The following is a 19,536-nucleotide window of genomic DNA, read 5'->3' on the forward strand; positions in this document are numbered from 1 at the left end:
CACCATCGAACTCCCACCAGGTCTGGCGGTCCGGATGACGTTAGGACCGGCTATCCGGCGTTAACAAGATGTTGACGCGCGAGCAATAGGCGCAAAACTCCTGGTCACGGGCGGGTGCCGCCCGTGAGGGCGCCCGCCCTCAGTCCAGCGACCGCGCGAAGTACGCGTGGAGCAGCGTCCTCGCCTCGTCGACCAGGGCCCCGTCGCCCGCCGGGTCGGCACGGAAGGCCAGTTGGAGGACCGCGTCGACCGCCTCCACACCGACCAGGATCGTGCGGCGCAGGGCCGCGTCCAGGGGGCGGCTGAGGTGTCCCGCGAGGACGGCGGCCACCCGCTCGGCCACCTGCGAGTTGGCGTCGGGCATGGCGTCCGGCGCCGAGGGGACGCCGAAGTCCACGAGGCCGAAGCCGGGGACCGTGCGCATCATCGCCAGGTACTCGTCGAAGGCGGCGTCGACGGCGCCGCGCCAGTCGCCGGGCTCGACGCCGCTCACGCGCGCGGCCACGCGTTCCGCGTACGCGTCCAGGTTGCGGTGGGCGAGCGCGTCGGTGAGGGCGCGCTTGTTGCCGAAGAAGCGGTAGACCGAGCCGATCGGGACGCCCGCGCGCTGGGCGACCGTGCGCGTGGTGAGGCCTTCGTAGCCGACCTCGTCCAGGACGGCCGCGCAGGCGTCGAGGATCCGGGTCAGCCGCTCGGCGCTGCGCTCCTGCACGGGGACACGGCGCAGGGAGGCCGGGGGGCGGGGGGTCCTGGCCCTGTCCGGGTGGGTCTGGGGGCGGTCCGGGTGGGCCTGAGGGCGGTCTGAGCGGTCCGCGGGCGGGTCCGAGGGGCCTTCGGGCGAGTCCGGACGGTCCTCGGGCGGGTTCGGGTGGCGCATCCCGGGAGAGTAGAGCACCGCTCACATTCCTGGCTTCCCCTTGCGGAAAGAAAACGCGAATCCTACGGTGTCCCATAGGAATCATTGACGAGGGAGCGGTGATGAGCGGGGACCACGCAGAGAGCCGGGACAACGCGGACCGGGCGGACAGTGCGGACCGGGCGGACGCGAACGACGCACGGAAGGCGGACGCGAACGACGCACGGAAGACCGCCGAAGGGCTGGCCTATCTCTCCGGCTTCGGCAACGAACACAGCTCCGAGGCAGTGCCCGGCGCCCTGCCGCACGGCCGCAACTCTCCCCAGCGCGCCCCCCTCGGCCTCTACGCCGAGCAGCTGAGCGGCTCCGCCTTCACCGAGCCCCGCGCGCACAACCGCCGCTCCTGGCTGTACCGCATCCGCCCCTCGGCCGCGCACCCGAAGTTCGCGCGCGTCGACAACGGCGCGATCCGCACGGCCCCCTTCACCGAGTCGGTGCCCGACCCGAACCGGCTGCGCTGGAACCCGCTCCCCGAGCCCGCGCCCGGCACGGACTTCCTCGCGGGCCTGTGGACGCTCGGCGGCAACGGCGACGCGACCCAGCGCACCGGCATGGGCATCCACCTCTACCACGCCAACTCCTCCATGCGGGACAGGGTGTTCAGCGACGCGGACGGCGAGCTGCTCATCGTGCCCGAGCACGGCGGGCTGCTGCTGCGCACCGAGTTCGGGCTGCTGCACGCGCAGCCCGGCGAGGTCGCGCTGATCCCCCGCGGCGTCCGCTTCCGCGTGGAGCTGCTCGACGCGAGCGCCCGCGGGTACGTCTGCGAGAACCACGGCGCGCCCTTCCAGCTCCCCGACCTCGGCCCGATCGGCGCCAACGGCCTGGCGAACGCACGGGACTTCAGGGCGCCGGTCGCCGCGTACGAGGACGTCGAGGGCCCGGTGGAGGTGGTCAACAAGTTCTGCGGCAACCTGTGGCGCGCCACGTACGACCACTCCCCGCTCGACGTCGTCGCCTGGCACGGCAACCATGTCCCGTACGTGTACGACCTGCACCGCTTCAACGTGATCGGTTCGATCAGCTACGACCACCCGGACCCGTCGATCTTCACGGTGCTCACCTCGCCGTCCGACACCCCGGGCCTCGCGGGCGTCGACTTCGTCGTGTTCGCGCCGCGCTGGCTGGTGGGCGAGAACACCTTCCGGCCGCCGTACTTCCACCGGAACGTGATGAGCGAGTACATGGGCCTGATCGAGGGCGCGTACGACGCGAAGGCCGAGGGCTTCGTGCCGGGCGGCGGATCGCTGCACAACATGATGTCCGCGCACGGTCCCGACCGCGAGACCTTCGAGAGGGCGTCGGCCGCCGAGCTGAAGCCGCAGAAGATCGACGACGGCCTCGCCTTCATGTTCGAGACGCGCTGGCCGGTGACGGCCACGGAGCAGGCGGCGACCGCGTCCCACCTGCAGCGCGGCTACGACGACGTGTGGCAGGGTCTGGAGCGCCACTTCCGTAACTGATGCGGAGAGACCGTGACCGCTTTCGCCCCGGACTCGATCGTCCTGAACCGGAAACTCCCGCTCTGGTACCAGGTGTCGCAGTCCCTGCGTGCCTCGATACTGGGGCGCACCCCGGACTCGCCCCTCCGGCTGCCCACCGAGGAGCAGTTGGCGGGGCACTACGGGGTGAGCGTGCTGACCATGCGGCAGGCGCTCAAGGAGCTGGAGGACGAGGGGCTGATCACCCGCCACCGGCGGCGCGGCACGTTCATCGAGCCGAGTGCGCAACGCGGCTCCCCCGTCCGGTTGCTGGGCTCGGTCGACGCGATCGTGGCCCAGCAGTCGGGCATGACCACCGAGCTCCTCTCGCACGGCACGACGGCGCCGCCCGCCGAGCTCGCCGAGCACTTCCCGGGCGCGGCCGAGGTGGCGGCGTACCACCGGCTGCGCAGTGACGAGAAGACGGGCGAGCCGACGAACCACGCCCGCAACTACGTCCGCCCCGAACTGGGCGCCCGCATCGACCCGGACGACCTGGCGCGCTGGCCCATGACGAAGGTCCTGCGCGACGTGGTGGGCGTGCGCATCAGCCGCATCACGGACACCGTGGAGGCCACGCTGGCCGACCCGGAGACCGCCCGGCTCCTCCAAGTGCCGCTGCTCAGCCCGATCCTGCACTACACGGGCATCACCTACGACGAGGCGGGCCGCACCCTGGACGTGGCCCGCATCCACTACCGGGGCGACCGGTTCTCCTTCTCGGTCACGCTCGACGCGACGTGACGGGGCACGGTCCGCACGTCGTACGATGCCGGGCGTGACGCACGACGAAGCGCCGCTGCTCGCGGACCTCATGCCGTGGTCCGTCGCACCGCTCCGGCCGGGCCGCGGGTGGCCGATGGGACCGGATCCCGCCTCACTCAAGGCCCGCTGGAACGCGCTGCTGCGCGCCGAGGGACCGGCCCGCGAGGTCCTGTTCCGCCCCACGCGCGCCCGCACCCCGCACACGGCGGTCGCCCAGCTTCCCGGCCACCGCGGCGGAACGGGCCGCCTGGCCAGGGAGAGCGGCCCCTGCCCCGAGCCGGTGCGCGTCCTGCACGGCCCCTTCGACGAGCAGTGGCTGATCCCCGACCACCGCCTCCTGGACGTCGCCCGTCCCGAGCTGTGGCGGGTGGCGGGCGAGGGCCAGCTCTTCGCGGTCGAGCAGGGGTACGTTCCCGGGTCCGCGGGGCCCGCCGTCCTCGCGTCGGGCGTGCTGCCCGACGGACGCTCACCGGCGGGCAGGCCCGGACGGATCCGGCCGCTGTTCCGCCGTCCCGGGGGGCTGGAGCCCAATGTGGCGCCGGGCCTGCTCGCACACCTCTCACAGGTGCTGGGCGAGGAGGTCACGGAGCGCGCGCTGCTCGCCTGGGTGCTCGCGGCCGGCGCCGGGTCGGCGGCGGGCTGCCGGGTGCCGCTCACCCGCGACCCCGGCCGCTGGGCGCGGGGCGTGGAGCTGGGGCAGCGACTCCTGAGGCTGCAGCTGCGCGGCGACGGCACGCGCCCGAAGCTGCCCGGCGGCCGCAGGCCGTACGTCCGGGCGCCCCTTCCCGCGCGGCCCGACACGCTGTCGTACGACGCCGGGGAGGAGGTGCTCAGGGTCGGCGACGAGGGCGTCATCTCGCCGGTGCCGCGTCAGGCCTGGGAGTACGAGGTGAGCGGGGTGCGCGTCATGGAGCGCTGGTTCGCGCAGCGCACGGAGGCGGGCGAGGCGGGGACGCTCGAGGCGATCCGTCCCGGGGCGTGGACCCGGGCGTGGACGTCCGAGCTGCTCGAACTGATCACGATCCTCGCGCTGCTCGCGCATACGCACCCCGAGCAGGCGGATCTGACGGCTTCCCCGGACGCCGGCGTCCTCACCGGGGAGGAGCTGCGCCGGGCGGGTGTCCTGCCCGTGCCCGACGCGGCACGGCGGCCCGCGTCGGTCCTCGACCACCACGAAGAGGGTCCGGACGGACAGTTCGCGCTGATCTAACCGCACCGGCTCCAGCTGCGCGGCGCGCGAAGGGCATGACGGGTGCGCGGGAGGGGACGCCTGGCGCCAAAACCGCACCGACCGGGGGAGTTTGGGCGTGACGGCCCAGCGGTCGGTGCGGATGTGGCCGAAACTTTTCGGCGTCAACAGGTGTACGGGGCAGGGGTGTTACCGGGAGTGGTGGTGACGGAGGACGGTGAGAGCGGGGTGGCTGGGAAAGATCCGCCGCAGAGCGGCGGTTCCGTCCCGGGGACCACCCGCGGTCAGCGTCCGCCGAACAGCGAACGCCGCAGCCTGCGCAGCGGCGCGAAGAGCGAGACTCGCCTCACCCGGGCACCCCTGCTGCTGCGGGCGTGCGCGGCGTCACGTGAGGTCAGCTCACGCATCAGCAGCGTCGCCTCGTGCGACTCCCGCTGCGGGACGGCGGGGCCGCCCAGCACCGAGAGATGACGGTCGAGACGCGAACTGCTCGCGCTGCTGCCACAAGTGATCGCAGGGACACGCGCCCTGCTGCGCACTGTTATCTGTTCCATGTCACTCCCCACCCGTACGAGGGCACCCGGCCCAGGGCAGGTTAACCCTATCGCCCCATCGTGACACGCGTGTATCCCGGTCACAGGATTCACCTGCCCCACAAGGAGGTTGACGATTACTCTCCGAATCCAACTGATTCCAGGGCGAGTTGGACAGGCGGCCTGACGGCGGGGTCCGCGCGGTCGGCGCGGGGCCTCGCGGCGCCCACGGATGCGCTGCTCAAAGCGTCCACGAGGGCGGCCGTGCGGTCGGCGGCGGGGCCTGGAGGACGGGGCCGACAGAGGGCAGCCCCTCGCGGCGACGTGCACAGTCAGTAATCACCGCCCGGTGACAGCGCTCCCGGGCGCCCGTCGGCGACCACGGCGCGTTGCGGCACGGCGGCGCCCGCGCGACCGACGCCCACGCCCCATGAGGATCGCGCGCGACGGGGGGCCGCGCCGGGGCGGCCCCGGGACCGGCGGCGGACCGCGGGCCGGAGGCCGCGCACCGGCTGCCGCGGCGCGGACGTGGGCTATCTCACGTGCAACCCTCCGCCCGCCGGTCCGCCGGGCGCCGCCTCGCGGCCCGGGTACGGACAGGCGCCTGCCGGGCCTCCGTGCGCGACGTGCTGCCGCTCGCCGCCGCTGTCCTCGCCGCCGCCGCGGCACCGGGAGAGGCCGTCCCCGCCCTCGGGTGCGGATTGGTGTTCAAGGGGGCCGCAACAGCGCTCGGTTGAGCTACTTTTGTGAAGAATCGCACCGCTGCGGATGGGGGCGCCCGTGAGCCAGCCAGAGCGCGTGATCGCCGGGCGGTACCGCCTGCTGGCGCCGTTGGGCGAAGGCGGGATGGGCACCGTGTGGCGTGCCCGCGACGACGTGCTCGGGCGCGAGGTCGCCGTCAAGGAGGTGCGCGCCCCCGCCGGGCTCCCCGCGGGCGACGTCGACCGGCTGTACGCCCGCCTGGAGCGCGAGGCCTGGGCCGCCGCCCGCATCCCCCACCGGAACGTCGTGACGGTCTACGACGTCGCGAACGAGGTCGGCCGTCCCTGGATCGTCATGGAGCTGGTGCGCGGCCTCTCGCTGTCCGACGTGCTGGACGCCGAGGGGGCCATGCCGCCGCAGCGGGCCGCCCACATCGGCGCCGAGGTCCTCGGCGCCCTGCGCGCCGCCCACGACGCGGGTGTCCTGCACCGCGACGTCAAGCCCGGCAACGTACTGATCGCGAACGACGGCCGGGTCGTCCTGACGGACTTCGGCATCGCCCTGGTCGAGGGGAGTTCGGCGCTGACCATGACCGGCGAGGTCGTCGGGTCCCCCGAATTCCTCGCACCGGAGAGGGCGTTGGGGCACCGCCCCGGCCCCGCTTCCGACCTGTGGTCGCTCGGCGTGCTGCTGTACGCGGCGGTGGAGGGCAGCTCGCCGTTCCGCCAGGACACCCCGCTGAGCACCCTGCGCGCGGTCGTGGACGAGGCGCTGCCGCCCGCCCGCAACGCCGGGCCCCTGACCCCGGTCATCGAGGGGCTGCTGCGCAAGGATCCGGACGAGCGGATGTCCGCCGCCGACGCCGAGCGCGACCTGCGGATCGTCGCCGCCGGCGGCACCCCGCGCACCGAGACCGCGCTCCCCTACATGCCGACGACCACGGCCCGGCGGCAGCCGCCGGGACCGACGCCGCCCGTCCCGCTCCCCGTCCCGCCGCCGCGGCCCGGCACGACCACGGCCGCCTCCGCGCCGGCAGGACCGGCAGGACCTGACCGCTCCCGGCGCGCGAAGGTCGCCCTGGTCGCGGGGCTCGTCGCGCTGGCCCTCGCCCTGGGCGGGATCACGTACGCACTGGTCAACCGGGACGACGGCGGTGGCGGTGGCAGCAGCGAGGGGTCGCAGGGCGGCGGGACCACGGGAGGCGGCGGGGGCGGCGCTTCGGAGAGCTCGGACGGCGATTCCGACGGCGACGGCTCGACCGGCTCCTCGGAAGGGAACGGCGACGGCGGTGCCGCGAACGGCGGCGACGGGGGCAAGGGCGGGAGCGGGAACAACGGCGGCGACGGGGGCAAGACCACCCGGCCCGTCCAGTCCGTGAAGGTGCACGTCTCCGGCGCCCGCACGCAGTACGAGGGCGCCTGCCCGCCGGTGGCGGGTCAGGCGCCCTCGTTCACCGCGACGTTCACGGTGGGGCGCGGGCCGGCCACCGTCGAGTACCGCTGGGTGACGAAGTCCGGCGAGCCCGGCGAGCCGGGCTGGAAGACGCTGTCCTTCTCCTCCGGGGGCGCCAGGTCCCGGCAGGTCAATCACGTCGAGACGGCGTACGACCCGGGCGGCGGGACGTACGAGAACGCGATCAGTGTCGAGGTGCGCGCCCCGGTGGCGGCCACGTCGAACTCGGTCGCGTACACGGTGGCCTGTGAGCAGGAGACCCCGACGGGCGGGGCCTCCTCCTACGCGCCGAACGCGTACGTACAGCCGGCGGGGGTCAGGCCGCCGAGGTGAACACCGGGAGGTAGCCACCGGACTGTCCGGCGGCGGTGGGGTGGTAGGACTCGCCGATGTTGGTCCAGTTCACGCTGTGCAGCCAGGCGCTGCCCGAGCAGATCTCGTGCCCGGCGAAGCTGGTCCTGACGTCGCCGAACGCGAAGCCGTGGTCGGCGGCGCGCTTCGCGGTGGCGGTGTTGAGGTAGTCGGACGCGTCGTTGATGGCGGTCCGCTCGCGCTCGGAGAGGCCGGCGAGACAGCTGCCGCCGAGCTTGTAGAAGCGGGGGTAGCCGAGGACCACGACGCGGGCGGCGGGGGCCTTGGCGCTGATCGCGTTGTAGACCTTGTCGAGGTTGCCGGGGAGGGTGGAGTCGACGTACGCGCGTGCCTGGTTGACGCGGGCCAGGCAGTTGCTCTCGGACTGCAGGACGCAGGTGGTCATGACGTCGGCGAAGCCCGCGTCGTTGCCGCCGACGGAGATCGAGACGAGGCCGGTGCCGGAGCCGAGCGAGCCCAGCTGGTTCGCCAGAACATCACCCGTACGAGCACCCGAGCAGGCCGCGAAGTTGAAGCTTGAGGGTGAATGCGCGGCCGCCCACAGCGCGGGATAGGCGCGGGTGCTGCGCTTGCAGTCGCCGCTGCCGCTGTCGTAACTGCCGGCGCCGACACCCGAGGAGTAGGAGTCGCCGAGGGCGGCATAGCCGGTGGCGGCGGCCCGCCGGTCGGCCGACTGGTCTGCGTGCGCCGCCGCCGCCCCGGTGAGGGCGAAGGCGACGGCGAGGAGGAGCGAGGACATGTATGCCGTGATGCGGGACAATTTCATGGAACCTCCCTTAGCAGGATTTCTGCCTCGACCGTGGTAGCACGCACCCCCGGCCGTCGATAGTGTTCATGTCAATGAGTTCCTCAACAATTCCCTTGCCCGCGCGGGGAGTTCACCACCCCTCCAAGGGGTGTGGCGGGGAACATCTGCACGCCCCCTCCGCATCTTGACGGGGCGTCGGAAACTGGGCCACATTGAAGCCCGGCATCCGGCGCGTCGGGGGGCAAAGACGCCAATGCAGACCATCGGGAACAAAGTGCCGCCATCAGGCATGGGGCAGCACACCGGACAGGACGCCAGGAAGGACCTGCCGCCACTGCTCGCCGGGGCGGCCCTCGCCGTGGGCGGCGTCGGCGCGGTGCTCGCGCTCGTCGATCTGGACTCGCCGCTGCGCGCGCCCTTCACCCTCTTCTTCCTGCTCGCCGCTCCGGGAGCCGCGATCGCCTGCACGCTGCGGGCCCTCTCGCCGTGGGGCCGGGCCGTGGTCTGCGTCTCCGGAGCCCTCGCGGTCAACCTGCTGGTGGCGCAGGGCATGCTGGCGCTGCACGTGTGGTCGGTGCGCGGTGGTGTCGCCGCGATCGCCGCCCTCAGCACGCTCGCCCTCGCGCTGACCGGAGCACGGCACCTGCGCCGCCGTACGGCGAGAAGGTGGACCTCCTGACGTGAACATCACCGTGCACCGCCCCGGCGACCTGACCGCGGCCGACCGGGCGGCGTGGACCGCGCTGCAGTCCAAGGCCCACCTGAACGGTTCGGCCGAGCTCGCCAACCCCTTCCTCTCCCCCGAGTTCACGCTCGCGACCGGGCACGAGCGGCGCGGGGTGCGGATCGCCGTCGTGCGCGAGGACGGCGAACCCGCCGCGTTCCTCCCCTTCCAGAGATCCGTCACCGGCGTCGGCCGGGCCGTCGGCCTCGGCGTCTCCGACTGCCAGGGCCTGGTGCACCGGCCGGGCTTCGCGTGGGACGCAAGGGAGCTGGTGCGGGCCTGCGGGCTCTCCTTGTGGGAGTTCGACCACCTGGCGGGCGGCCAGGCCCCGTTCGCGGCGAGCGCCACGGGCACCTTCGCCTCCCCGGTCATGGACATCGACCGGGGCTACGAGACCTATCTCGGCCACCTCCGCGCCCAGGCACCGAAGTTCACACGTACGACACTCGCCAAGGAGCGCAAGCTCGGCCGCGACCACGGCCCGGTGCGCTACGTCCACGACGAGCGCGATCCGGCGGCCCTGGCCACGCTGATGGGCTGGAAGTCCGCGCAGTACCGCAGGACCGGCCGCAGCGACCGCTTCGCTCATCCCTGGATCGCCCGGCTCGTGCGCAGGCTCTTCCACACCCGCTCGGACTCGTTCGCCGGCGTCCTGTCCGTGCTCTACGCGGGGGACGCGCCGATCGCCGCGCACTTCGGGCTGCGCTCCGAGCGGATCCTCGCCTGCTGGTTCCCGGCGTACGACCCGGCGTTCTCGAAGTACTCGCCGGGCCTGGTGCTGCATCTGCGCATGGCCGAGGCGGCCGCCGCCGACGGGATCGCGTACCTCGATCTCGGCCGCGGTCAGAAGGCGTACAAGGACTCCCTCAAGACACGCGAACTCACCGTGTCGGAAGGGTGGGTGGCGCTCCGCCACCCGGTCGCGCTCGGACACCGGGCCCGACGTGCCCCGGTCAGGGCGCTGCGGAACACCGTGCAGTCACGGCCGGAATTCTTCGAACCGGCCGACAAACTGCTCAAGAGAGTGGGCCGAATTCGATCCATGAGCAAGGAATAGTGCGGTCCGAATGTGATCGCACAGATTACCCAAATCGTGAAAGACGTGGGACCGCGTTCCAGGTCTTGCCATACAGTCCCCATCATCAATACCTTCGTACATCCACCCGCAACGGTCCATCACGCAATGCGATCCAGGGGAGGGCTCAAGATCGCGGTGGTGCCGTTCGGGGCGCGGTAGGGGGGTGCCGTGCTCGGTCTCCGCTCAGCAGCCGAGTCACGTCCCGCGCAACGCCAGCTCACTCGGCATGCACGGAGAACCATTTCGTCATGCTCAAGTGTGAACCCCCCTTTCGAACCGGATCAATTACCGGACCGCCCGGGGGCGGGCGATCCACCGGACGAGAGGGACCACCGGACTCATGTCTTCTTTTGTGCGCCCGGCCGACACCGGCCAAGACCCGTTGGACGGGATCTCCAGAAACTACCGGCCGATCTCCACACACCTCGCGATCACACCGCCGGTCAGTGTGGTGATTCCCGCCATGAACGAAGCGGAGAATCTTCCCTACGTCTTCAAGACACTTCCCGACTGGATCCACGAAGTCGTCCTCGTGGACGGAAATTCCACCGATGACACGGTGGCCGTCGCCAAGGAACTGTGGCCCGGCGTAAAAGTCGTGCGTCAGCTCGGCAAGGGCAAGGGAGACGCCCTCATCACCGGCTTCGCCGCGTGCACGGGTGACATCATCGTGATGGTCGACGCCGACGGCTCGGCCGACGGCCACGAGATCGTCTCCTATGTGTCCGCCCTCGTCTCGGGCGCGGACTTCGCCAAGGGCTCGCGGTTCGCCAACGGCGGCGGCACGGACGACATGACGCCGATCCGCAAGCTCGGCAACCACGTCCTGTGCTCCGTCGTGAACACCAAGTTCGGCGCGCGCTACACCGACCTGTGCTACGGCTACAACGCGTTCTGGCGGCACTGCCTCGACAAGATCGAGCTCGACTGCACCGGCTTCGAGGTCGAGACCCTGATGAACATCCGGGTCGTCAAGGCGGGCCTGAAGGTGCAGGAGATCCCGAGCCACGAGTACCTGCGGATCCACGGCACCAGCAACCTCCGTGCCGTGCGCGACGGCATCCGCGTGCTGAAGGTGATCCTCTCCGAGCGCTCCCGACGCGGCAGGCGCGGCGCGCGGCGCAAGGCCGCCCGGGTCCTGCCCTTCCGCGGCGGTCAGGGAGAGGTGTCTTGAGCGCGGAGATCTCCGTCGTCGTCTGCGTGTACACCGAGGACCGCTGGCAGGACATCCTCGCGGCGGTCGCCTCGGTGCGCGCGCAGTCGCTGCCCGCCGCGGAGACCCTCCTCGTGGTCGACCACAACGCCCCGCTCCTGGACCGGCTGGCCAGGGAGTACAAGGAGACCGAGGGGGTGCGGGTGCTCGCGAACGCGGGCCCCCGCGGCCTCTCGGCGGGGCGCAACACCGGCATCGCGGCCTCCCGGGGCGCCGTCATCGCCTTCCTCGACGACGACGCCGTCGCCGAGCGGGACTGGCTGCGCCACTTCGCCGAGGGGTTCGAGGATCCGCGGGTCCTGGCCGTCGGCGGCCGCACCCTGCCCGCCTGGGACTCCGGGCGGCGGCCCGGCTGGTTCCCCGAGGAGTTCGACTGGGTCGTCGGCTGCACGTACAGGGGGCTGCCCGCGGGCCGGGTGCGGGTGCGCAACGTCCTCGGCGGGAACGCCTCGTTCCGGCGCTCCGCCTTCGAGGCGGCGGGCGGCTTCGCCACGGGCATCGGACGGGACGGCGACAAGCGGCCGCTCGGCTGCGAGGAGACGGAGTTCTGCATCCGCCTCGCCCGCGCCAGGCCCGACGCGGTCCTGCTCATCGACGACCGCTCGGTGATCCACCACCGGGTGCCCGCCGCACGGGAACGCTTCGGCTACTTCCGTACGCGTACGTACGCCGAAGGCCTCTCCAAGGCCCTGGTCGCCCGCAGTGTCGGCGCCGCCAAGGGCCTGGAGTCCGAGCGGCGCTACACCACGCGCGTGCTGCCCGCCGGCATCGGCCGCGGCCTGCGCGACGCGGCCCTGGGCAGGCCCGGCGGCGCGGGCCGCGCGGGGGCCATCGTGGCGGGAGTGCTCACCGCGGCCGGGGGGTACGTACTCGGCAGCGTCCGTGCGCGCAGGGGAGGCGCCACGTTCTCCGTCGTGGAGATCGGGGAGGGCACGGGCGGCGAGGGGGCTGCCGCATGAGCACGGAATCCGTACCGATACTGATGTACCACTCCGTGGCCGGCGCACCGAACGAGGCGACGCGCGACCTCTCGGTCTCGCCGGCCGCCTTCGAACGCCAGATGGAGGTGCTCGGTGAACGGGGCTTCACCCCGCTCACCACCGCCCAACTGGCCGCCGTCTGGCGTTCGTCCGGCGGACCGCTGCCCGAGCGTCCCGTCCTGATCACCTTCGACGACGGCTACGAGGGCGTGCACCGGTACGCGCTGCCCGTACTCGCCAAGCACGGCTTCGCCTCGACGGTGTTCGTCTCCACGGGCTGGCTGCGCGGGGAGTACGACACCGGGGGCGGCCCGGACCGCATGCTCGACTGGGACCAGGTGCGCGCGCTCGCCGCCGCGGGCGCGGAGATCGGCGGGCACAGCCACACCCACCCCGAGCTCGACCAGCTGCCCGACGAAGCCGTCCTGTTCGAACTGGGGCGCTGCCACGACATCGTCGCCGACGAGCTGGGCACCCGGCCCGTCTCGTTCGCGTACCCGTTCGGCTACTCAAGCCGCCGGGTGCGCGAGCGCGTGCGCGAGGCGGGCTTCGGCCAGGCCCTCGCCGTGGGCAACGGCCTGGCCCGCCGAGCCCAGGGGCCGTACGCGCTGCGGCGCGTGACCGTGCGCCGCTCCACCGGCGCCGAGGAGTTCGAGCAGCTCGTGTCGGGCCGTTCGATAACCCGTACCTTCGCCAGGGACCGCGCCCTCACCAAGGGGTACGCCATGGTCCGCAGAGCCCGACAGGTCCGCCGGAAGGCAATTCGTTCCCGTGTCTGACACGACCACGGCCCAGGCCGGCCTGCCCGGCTCGGGCGCCGGGGGGCAGCCGCCGTCCGGCAAGTCCGGCAGGCCCCGCAGGATGCGCCTGCCGGACCGGGGCGGCGGCCCCAGCCCGCTGTTCCGCAACGCGTACGCGCTGATGCTCAACACGGGCATCTCCGGCGTGCTCGGCGTGGGCTTCTGGCTGGCCGCCGCCCGGTACTACTCGGAGTCGGCCGTCGGTCAGGGATCGGCGGCGATCGCCGCGATGAAGCTCCTTGCGGGGCTCACCGCCGTGACGTTGACGGGCGCCCTCGCACGGTTCATCCCCATCGCGGGGCGTGCCACGGGCAAGCTCATATTCCGCACGTACGCGGGCAGTTCGGTGGCCGTGGCGCTCGCCGCCGTCGTCTTCCTGCTCACCCTCGACCTCTGGGGCCCCTCGTACCGCTTCCTGCACGGCCCGGTCCACGGCATCGGCTTCGTCCTCGCCGTCGTGGCCTGGTCGGTCCTCACCCTCCAGGACGGCGTCCTGACCGGGCTGCGCAACGCGCTCTGGGTGCCCGTCGGCAACACCGCCTTCTCCGTCGCCAAGCTCGGGCTGCTCATCGCGATGGCCGCGGCGATCCCCACCGCCGGCGTCTTCGTGTCCTGGGTCGCCTCGATCCTGGTGTCGGTGATCCCGCTCGGCTGGCTGGTCTTCCGGCGCCTGGTACCGCGCCACGTGAAGGCCACCGACGGCAAGGCGCAGCCGCCGTCGCTGCGCGAGATCGGCCGCTTCCTGGCCGGCGACTACACCGGTTCGCTCTTCTCGCTGGCCGTGGTCTACCTCGTCCCGGTGATCGTCGCCTCGCAGGTCAGCTCGGTCGACAACGCGTACTTCTACATCACCACCACCATCGGCGGCACCGTCAACCTGCTCGCCATCAACATGGGCGCCTCGCTGACCGTCGAGGGCGCGCACGATCCGGCGCTGCTCGCCGCCAACACCCGCTCCGCGCTGCGCCGGATGGCGACGATCATGCTGCCGGTGTGCGGGATCCTCTTCCTGGCAGCGCCGTTGATCCTGCGCATGTTCGGACAGGGGTACGCGGACGCGGCCACCGTGCTGCTGCGCTGGTTCGCGGTGGGCGCGCTGCTGCGGGTCGCCATGGAGACGTACTTCGCGGTGCAGCGCGCGCAGAGCAGGACCTCAGGGATCGCCTGGCTGCAGGGCCTGCTGTGCGTCCTGGTGCTCGGCCTCACGCTGATCCTGCTGCCGCGGATGGGGCTGACGGGCGCGGGCATCGCGGAGATCTCCAGCCTGGCGGTGATCGTGGCCATCGCCGCGCCGAAGCTGTACCGGGTCGTACGGGCCGTGCCCGCGGGGCAGGCCGCGGGGGCGGCGCCGGACGGGGACCTGGCCGACCTGGGGACGCCGGACGCGCCCGCCGCGCGGGTACGGGCCCGGGCCGGGGGGCCCACGGACCGGGCCGAGGGCGGGGGCCGGGAGCGGGGGGAGCATCACGGACCCGCCTGGGCGCTGCGCGAGTCGCTGGACTCGGACACCCTCCAGCTCGCCGTGCAGCTCGACTTCGACCACCAGGAGCGCAGGCCGGACGTGCGGCCGGGTCCTGGCACGCCCGCCGCCGGGACGCCGGTGGCGCGGGACGAGGCGCACGAGGCGCACGAGGCGGACGAGGCGAACGACGCGGACCACCGGCCGACCTGGGCACTGAGGTTCCCGGCGCGGCCGGGCGGCACGGGGGGCACCCCTGTCGCGGCGCCCGGCCCGGCCGTCCCGGAGCCGGCCGCCCCGGAGCCGGTCGCGGCGTCCGCTCCGGCGAACCGGCCCACCACGCCGGAGCCCCCGGCCCCGGGGGCACCCGCCGACGTCCCGGAGCCGCGCACCCCCCGCCGCGCCGTCCTCGTCGTGGCGCTGCTCCTGGTCGCCGCGCTCCTCCTGTACTGGCTGCCCGTCCTCGGCCTCGGCGAGAAAGACCTCGACCGGATGGGCGGGCTCGGACTGATCTCCGTGCTGCCGGCGCCGACGCTGCTCGGCGCCGCCCTCCTGGTCGTCGTGTTCGCCGTGCTGCTCTGGATGGACCGCCCGGTCAGGAGCCTGCTCCTGCTGACTCTGCTCGCCACCGTCGTGTCGCTGCACGCGCTGCCCGCGGTCGTCGAGACCGAACCGCGGTTCGCCACGGCCTGGCAACACCTGGGCTTCATGGAGTACATCGACCGGACGGGCACCGCGGTGCCCGACCTGGACGCGCGCTGGAGCTGGCCGGGGTTCTTCGCCGCGGCCACGTTCCTCGCGAAGGCCTGCGGCGTCTCGGACATGACCGAGGTGATCCGCTGGTGGCCGACGGCCGTCCAAGTGCTCTACCTGGCCCCGATGTTCCTGCTCGTGCGCTCCATGCGGGCGTCCTGGCGCGCCAAGTGGACGGGTCTGTGGATCTTCGTCCTGAGCGGCTGGGTCGGCCAGGACTACTTCTCCCCGCAGGGCTTCACCTACCTCCTCTACATCGCCTTCGTCGCCGTCCTCCTGGTGTGGTTCCGGGCGCCGCGCGTGCTGTGGGCCAAGCGGCGGCCGGGCGAGAGCGAGGTCGAGCCGACCGGCCGCGGGGAGCGCGCGGTCCTCCTGATGGTCCTGATCGGCCTCTTCGCGGGGACGGTTCCCGCGCACCAGCTGACGCCTTTCGTGATGCTCGGCGTCCTGACGGTGCTCGTCCTGGTGGGCCGTTCGGAGCTGCGCGGCCTGCCGATGCTCTTCGGCGTGCTCGTCGTGGTCTGGCTCGGCTTCCTCGCCGAGCCGTACTGGTCGGGGCACTTCGACGACCTGTTCGGCGGGGTCGGCGGGGTGGGCGGCAATGTGTCCTCCTCGGTCTCCGGGCGCATCGAGGGCGGCAGTTCGACGCATCAGCTCGTGCTCTACGCGCGCGTGGCGATGGCCGGCAGCGTCATGGCGTTCGCCTGCTGGGGCTGGTGGCGGCGGCGCTGCTACCAGTACGGCGAGCGCTCGCTGCTCGTCCTGACCTTCGTGCCGTTCCTGGGCTTCGGCATGCAGTCGTACGGCGGCGAGATGGCGCTGCGCGTCTTCATGTTCGCGCTGCCGGGCGCGGCCCTGCTCGCCGCTCTCGCGCTGTTCCCGCGCGCGGGCATCACGCCGGACGAGCGCGACCGCGACCGGGTGAGCCTCGCACCGCTGGCCGCGCTGATGGCCGGGCTCGTCCTGATGGGCGGCTTCCTGGTGGCCCGCTGGGGCAACGAGCCCTTCGAGCGGATCCGCCCCGGCGAGGTCACGGCCATGGAGTACGTGTACGCGCGGGACGAGCCGACGGCGCGGCTGCTCTGGATGAGCGACGACACGGTCAACAACGTGACGCCCGCGATGCCGTGGGGCGCCCGCGACATGGAGCGGATGGAGTACGTCCCCACGCTCGCGCCCGCCGACCCGGTCCTGGTGTCGGGCCTGGTGAAGGCGCTCAAGGACGCGGGCCCCAACTCGTACTTGATGATCAACCGTAGCCAGACGACGTACCTGGAGCTGGACGCGGGCTACTCCAAGACCTGGGAGCCGCGGCTCATCGACAACCTGGACGACCGAAGGGACCTCAAGAAGGTCTTCGGCAACGCGGACGCGACCGTCTACACGCTGAGCGAGCGGCCGGACGGCCCGGTCGCGAAGGCCGATCCGGGTCCGGTCGGTCCGAAGGTGACCTGGACGCCGTGGTCGGTGGTCGGCGGGCTCGCCGCCGTCGCGCTCGTGCTGCTGCTCACGGCGCGCGAGGTGGTGCGGGTCGCCTCGGCGCCGAGCGTGCGCCAGCAGCGCCGGCTGCAGAGCAGCTTCTGGTTCTCGCTGCCGCTGCTCGCGGTGCTGCTCGCCTCGCTGATCCAGCGGTTCGTGACGATGGCGTGAGCGGGGCGGGTACGGGTGCCGGTACGAATACAGGTACACGTACAAGTACGGCTCAGCGCTTGAGCCACTTCACCTCGTAGCCCGCCATCTCGAGGCGCCGCCCGTCGACCTTCGCGCTGATCTGCCGGTCGAGGGTGTTCACCACGAGGACCGCGTCGTCGTCGGCGAGGACCCGGACGTTCGCCCGGTCGTCGGCGGCGACCGACACCTTCGCGTACGTCGTGCCGGGACCGAATTCCTTGCCGAACCGTTCGACGAGCCGCAGCATCGGCAACTCCGCGCCGCCGTCGGCCCGTTGCGTGGGCGTCCAGAGGCAGCCCGCGCACTTGGCGCCCCGCTTCTGCGGGTTCCAGTAGAAGCCGCTGGTGGCGCCGCCGCGGACCATCGCCATCAGGCCGGACGCGTGGACGGCGACGCGGTGCGCCTCGGACCAGTCGTCGCGGTTGTCCCGGCTGTCGCCCGGCTCCACGTAGTACTCGGCCCACCACAGCGGCAGGTCCCCGGTGCGTTCGCGCACCCACGCGCCGACGGCCGTGAACTTGTCGGTGGCCCTGAACTCGTCGGGGAGCAGCTCGTCGTCCTCGGTGTAGCTGGAGCCGTCGACGACGACGAAGTCGGCGCCGGCCTTCTCCTTGTTCCAGTGGTCGAAGGCGTCCAGGACCCGCTGGTCCATGCGGCCCCACGGGCCTTTGAGCTCCTTCGACACATCGTGGGTCTGGCGGGGGTCGACGCTGTTCATGACCAGGTAGGGGCCGCCGACCAGGATGTCCTTGTCGACCTTCTTGAGCTCCTTGTAGACGAGGTTGTACAGCTCGGTGTACCCCTCGTAGTCCCAGCGGCCCTGCTCGTCGTTCCAGAAGCCCTTGAACTCGTTCCACACGACGAAGTGGCGTACGTCCGGGTAGCGCCTGGCGACGGTCGCGGCGAGCTTGGCGAAGTCCTTGTAGTGGGCGCGCTCCGGGGCGGTCTCCAGGGCCTGCTGGCTCCAGTCCGTGTGGTCCGCGCCGGGCTCGCCGCCCTTCATCCAGTCGGGCGCGCAGCACAGCGTGACGACGGGGGTGCCCTCGCTCGCCCGGACGAAGTCCATCCGGCGGTCCATCGCCGAGAAGTCGTAGCGGCCCTTCACCGGCTCCGGGTTGCCCGCGCCCCAGCCCATGATGTGCTGGATCTGCGGGATGGGCCGTCCCTGTCCCGCGAGCTGGGCGCGGACGCGCTCGACGGCCTCGTCCTCGCCCGCGTCCGCGCTGTACTGGGTGTGGGTGAAGCCCCAGCCCACCCGGGGTTCGGCGGCACCGGGCGGGACCGAAGGGGTGCCGTGCACCTTGGCGCCGTCCGGGGTGGTGCCCGCGGTGCCGCCCTCGTTCCCGGGCATCGTGTTCACCAAGGTGATCACCAGGGCCAGTACGGCCAGAGCCACTCCGAGCAGAGCGGTGAGACGCCACCGCCGTGCCTGCGCATTCCACCCATGACGTGCCATCAGCGGCCAGCGTATCGGCGGAGGCTGACGGCCGTGCCGGTTCCGGGCGACAAGTACGCCACAGTTCCCGGAACGGGACACAAGGGACGCACTGCGGAAACCGGATGCGCGACCCGGATGTGTGCCGGATCATGTCGGCATGTCTGCGAAACCACAGGACGCCCTGCCGATCCGGCTCAACGTCGACGACAGCGACTCCCCGTCGGATGTCGTGGACGCCCTGTTCCTCGGCCGTTTCGCCACCGGCGAGCAGCCGTTCTCGCACAGCGCGAACATCGAGCGGGTCAAGTCCGGATCCACCCTGCTGCCGCCCGGCGCGAGGGTGCTGCGCGCGGCCCGCGACGACGACCGCAGCGCCACGCTCGCCGAGGGCGACGGCTGGACGCTGCTGGTCTCGCGCTGGAACCGCGGCGCGGACGTCACGGTGACGGCGACCACCGCCGACCTCGCCGAGAAGGTCCTGCAGCAGGCCACGGACGACGCGCAGGACGAGCCCGAACCCCAGCCGGAGAACGTGACCATGGGGTTCTGGTACGTCTCCCCGCGGCGCGGCCCGCACCGCACCACCCGGCAGATCTCGGCCGGCACGTGGGAGGAGGTGCGGGCCAACTACACGGCACCGGTCGCCGACGCCATGGACGGCCTGATGAAGACGGTTCCCGAGGACATCTCGGGGCGGCTGCTCCTGCTGCACGGGCCGCCGGGCACCGGCAAGACGTCGGCCCTGCGGACGCTGGCGCGGTCGTGGCGGGACTGGTGCCAGGTGGACTGCGTCCTGGACCCGGAGCGGCTGTTCAGCGACGTCGGGTACTTGATGGACATCGCCATCGGCGAGGACGACGGGACGGCGAAGGGCCGCTGGCGGCTGCTGCTCCTGGAGGACTGCGACGAGCTGATCCGCGGCGAGGCCAAGCACACGGCGGGGCAGGCGCTCTCGCGGCTGCTCAACCTCACCGACGGGCTGCTCGGCCAGGGCAGGAACGTCCTGGTGGGCGTGACGACCAACGAGGACCTGGAGCGCCTGCACCCCGCGGTGGTCCGGCCCGGCCGCTGCCTGGCCCGCATCGAGGTCGGCGCGCTGACCCGCCCCGAGGCGGTGGAGTGGCTCGGCACGGAGGAGGGCGTGGGCCGCGAGGGCGCGACCCTCGCGGAACTCTTCGCCCTGCGCCGCGGCACGACCCCCACCTCGGTCCCGGACCAGCGGGAGGGCGCGGACGCGGGGCTGTACCTGTAGGGCGGCCCGC

The 19,536-nt window shown here is 72.4% G+C and carries 15 protein-coding genes; 11 read left to right on the plus strand and 4 right to left on the minus strand.

All coding sequences use genetic code 11. From position 1 onward, the window contains the following. Positions 1 to 139: 139 nt before the first annotated feature. Entirely contained in the window at positions 140 to 877 is a 738-nt protein-coding gene (locus ACZ592_RS22695; protein WP_471583398.1) for a TetR/AcrR family transcriptional regulator, read from the minus strand. A 101-nt stretch (positions 878 to 978) separates the two neighbouring features. Here ACZ592_RS22695 and hmgA point away from each other — a divergent pair, with 101 nt between their 5' ends. From hmgA to ACZ592_RS22710, 3 genes are read left to right on the plus strand one after another with little or no spacing between them, the layout of a single operon-like run. Further along, positions 979 to 2,379, plus strand: coding sequence for a homogentisate 1,2-dioxygenase (hmgA, locus tag ACZ592_RS22700; RefSeq protein ID WP_471583399.1), 1,401 nt, complete (start codon positions 979 to 981; stop codon positions 2,377 to 2,379). 12 nt (positions 2,380 to 2,391) lie between these two features. Beyond that, entirely contained in the window at positions 2,392 to 3,141 is a 750-nt protein-coding gene (locus ACZ592_RS22705; RefSeq protein ID WP_471583400.1) for a GntR family transcriptional regulator, read from the plus strand. Positions 3,142 to 3,166: 25 nt separating this feature from the next. After that, the gene (locus tag ACZ592_RS22710) at positions 3,167 to 4,372 is read left to right on the plus strand and encodes a type ISP restriction/modification enzyme (protein WP_471583401.1); all 1,206 of its coding nucleotides are present in this window, start codon (positions 3,167 to 3,169) and stop codon (positions 4,370 to 4,372) included. Between the two features lie 263 nt (positions 4,373 to 4,635). Here ACZ592_RS22710 and ACZ592_RS22715 read toward each other — a convergent pair whose 3' ends face one another. Then, a complete protein-coding gene (locus tag ACZ592_RS22715; protein ID WP_361168343.1) occupies positions 4,636 to 4,905 on the minus strand; it encodes a hypothetical protein in 270 nt (89 codons plus the stop codon). A 747-nt stretch (positions 4,906 to 5,652) separates the two neighbouring features. Between ACZ592_RS22715 and ACZ592_RS22720 the strand changes: the two genes are divergently transcribed. Further along, a complete protein-coding gene (locus ACZ592_RS22720) occupies positions 5,653 to 7,371 on the plus strand; it encodes a serine/threonine-protein kinase (protein ID WP_471583402.1) in 1,719 nt (572 codons plus the stop codon). Here the strand turns inward: ACZ592_RS22720 and ACZ592_RS22725 are convergent. Beyond that, entirely contained in the window at positions 7,355 to 8,176 is an 822-nt protein-coding gene (locus ACZ592_RS22725) for an SGNH/GDSL hydrolase family protein (RefSeq protein ID WP_471583403.1), read from the minus strand. The two genes, ACZ592_RS22720 and ACZ592_RS22725, sit on opposite strands and share 17 nt — an antisense overlap. Before the next feature lie 271 nt (positions 8,177 to 8,447). Here ACZ592_RS22725 and ACZ592_RS22730 point away from each other — a divergent pair, with 271 nt between their 5' ends. From ACZ592_RS22730 to ACZ592_RS22755, 6 genes are all read left to right on the plus strand, one after another. Further along, positions 8,448 to 8,837, plus strand: coding sequence for a hypothetical protein (locus tag ACZ592_RS22730; RefSeq protein ID WP_471583404.1), 390 nt, complete (start codon positions 8,448 to 8,450; stop codon positions 8,835 to 8,837). A gap of 1 nt (position 8,838) precedes the next feature. Beyond that, positions 8,839 to 9,939: a GNAT family N-acetyltransferase gene (locus ACZ592_RS22735; RefSeq protein ID WP_471583405.1), complete on the plus strand. Its 1,101-nt coding sequence runs from the start codon at positions 8,839 to 8,841 to the stop codon at positions 9,937 to 9,939. A 361-nt stretch (positions 9,940 to 10,300) separates the two neighbouring features. Next, complete coding sequence (locus ACZ592_RS22740; RefSeq protein ID WP_471583406.1) at positions 10,301 to 11,134, plus strand: glycosyltransferase family 2 protein; 834 nt, start codon at positions 10,301 to 10,303, stop codon at positions 11,132 to 11,134. Then, positions 11,131 to 12,132, plus strand: a complete 1,002-nt coding sequence (locus ACZ592_RS22745; RefSeq protein WP_471583407.1) for a glycosyltransferase family 2 protein — start codon at positions 11,131 to 11,133, stop codon at positions 12,130 to 12,132. The genes ACZ592_RS22740 and ACZ592_RS22745 overlap by 4 nt, the downstream gene beginning before the upstream one ends. Then, entirely contained in the window at positions 12,129 to 12,932 is an 804-nt protein-coding gene (locus tag ACZ592_RS22750; RefSeq protein WP_471583408.1) for a polysaccharide deacetylase family protein, read from the plus strand. The genes ACZ592_RS22745 and ACZ592_RS22750 overlap by 4 nt, the downstream gene beginning before the upstream one ends. Continuing rightward, positions 12,925 to 16,815, plus strand: a complete 3,891-nt coding sequence (locus ACZ592_RS22755; protein WP_471583409.1) for a lipopolysaccharide biosynthesis protein — start codon at positions 12,925 to 12,927, stop codon at positions 16,813 to 16,815. The genes ACZ592_RS22750 and ACZ592_RS22755 overlap by 8 nt, the downstream gene beginning before the upstream one ends. A gap of 52 nt (positions 16,816 to 16,867) precedes the next feature. Here ACZ592_RS22755 and ACZ592_RS22760 read toward each other — a convergent pair whose 3' ends face one another. Beyond that, the gene (locus tag ACZ592_RS22760) at positions 16,868 to 18,292 is read right to left on the minus strand and encodes a GH39 family glycosyl hydrolase (protein WP_471583410.1); all 1,425 of its coding nucleotides are present in this window, start codon (positions 18,290 to 18,292) and stop codon (positions 16,868 to 16,870) included. A 139-nt stretch (positions 18,293 to 18,431) separates the two neighbouring features. Here ACZ592_RS22760 and ACZ592_RS22765 point away from each other — a divergent pair, with 139 nt between their 5' ends. Continuing rightward, on the plus strand, positions 18,432 to 19,526 hold the full coding sequence (locus ACZ592_RS22765) for a DUF5925 domain-containing protein (protein WP_471583411.1): 1,095 nt from the start codon (positions 18,432 to 18,434) through the stop codon (positions 19,524 to 19,526). Positions 19,527 to 19,536: the final 10 nt, after the last annotated feature.

This window comes from Streptomyces sp. NPDC040622 (assembly GCF_055593965.1).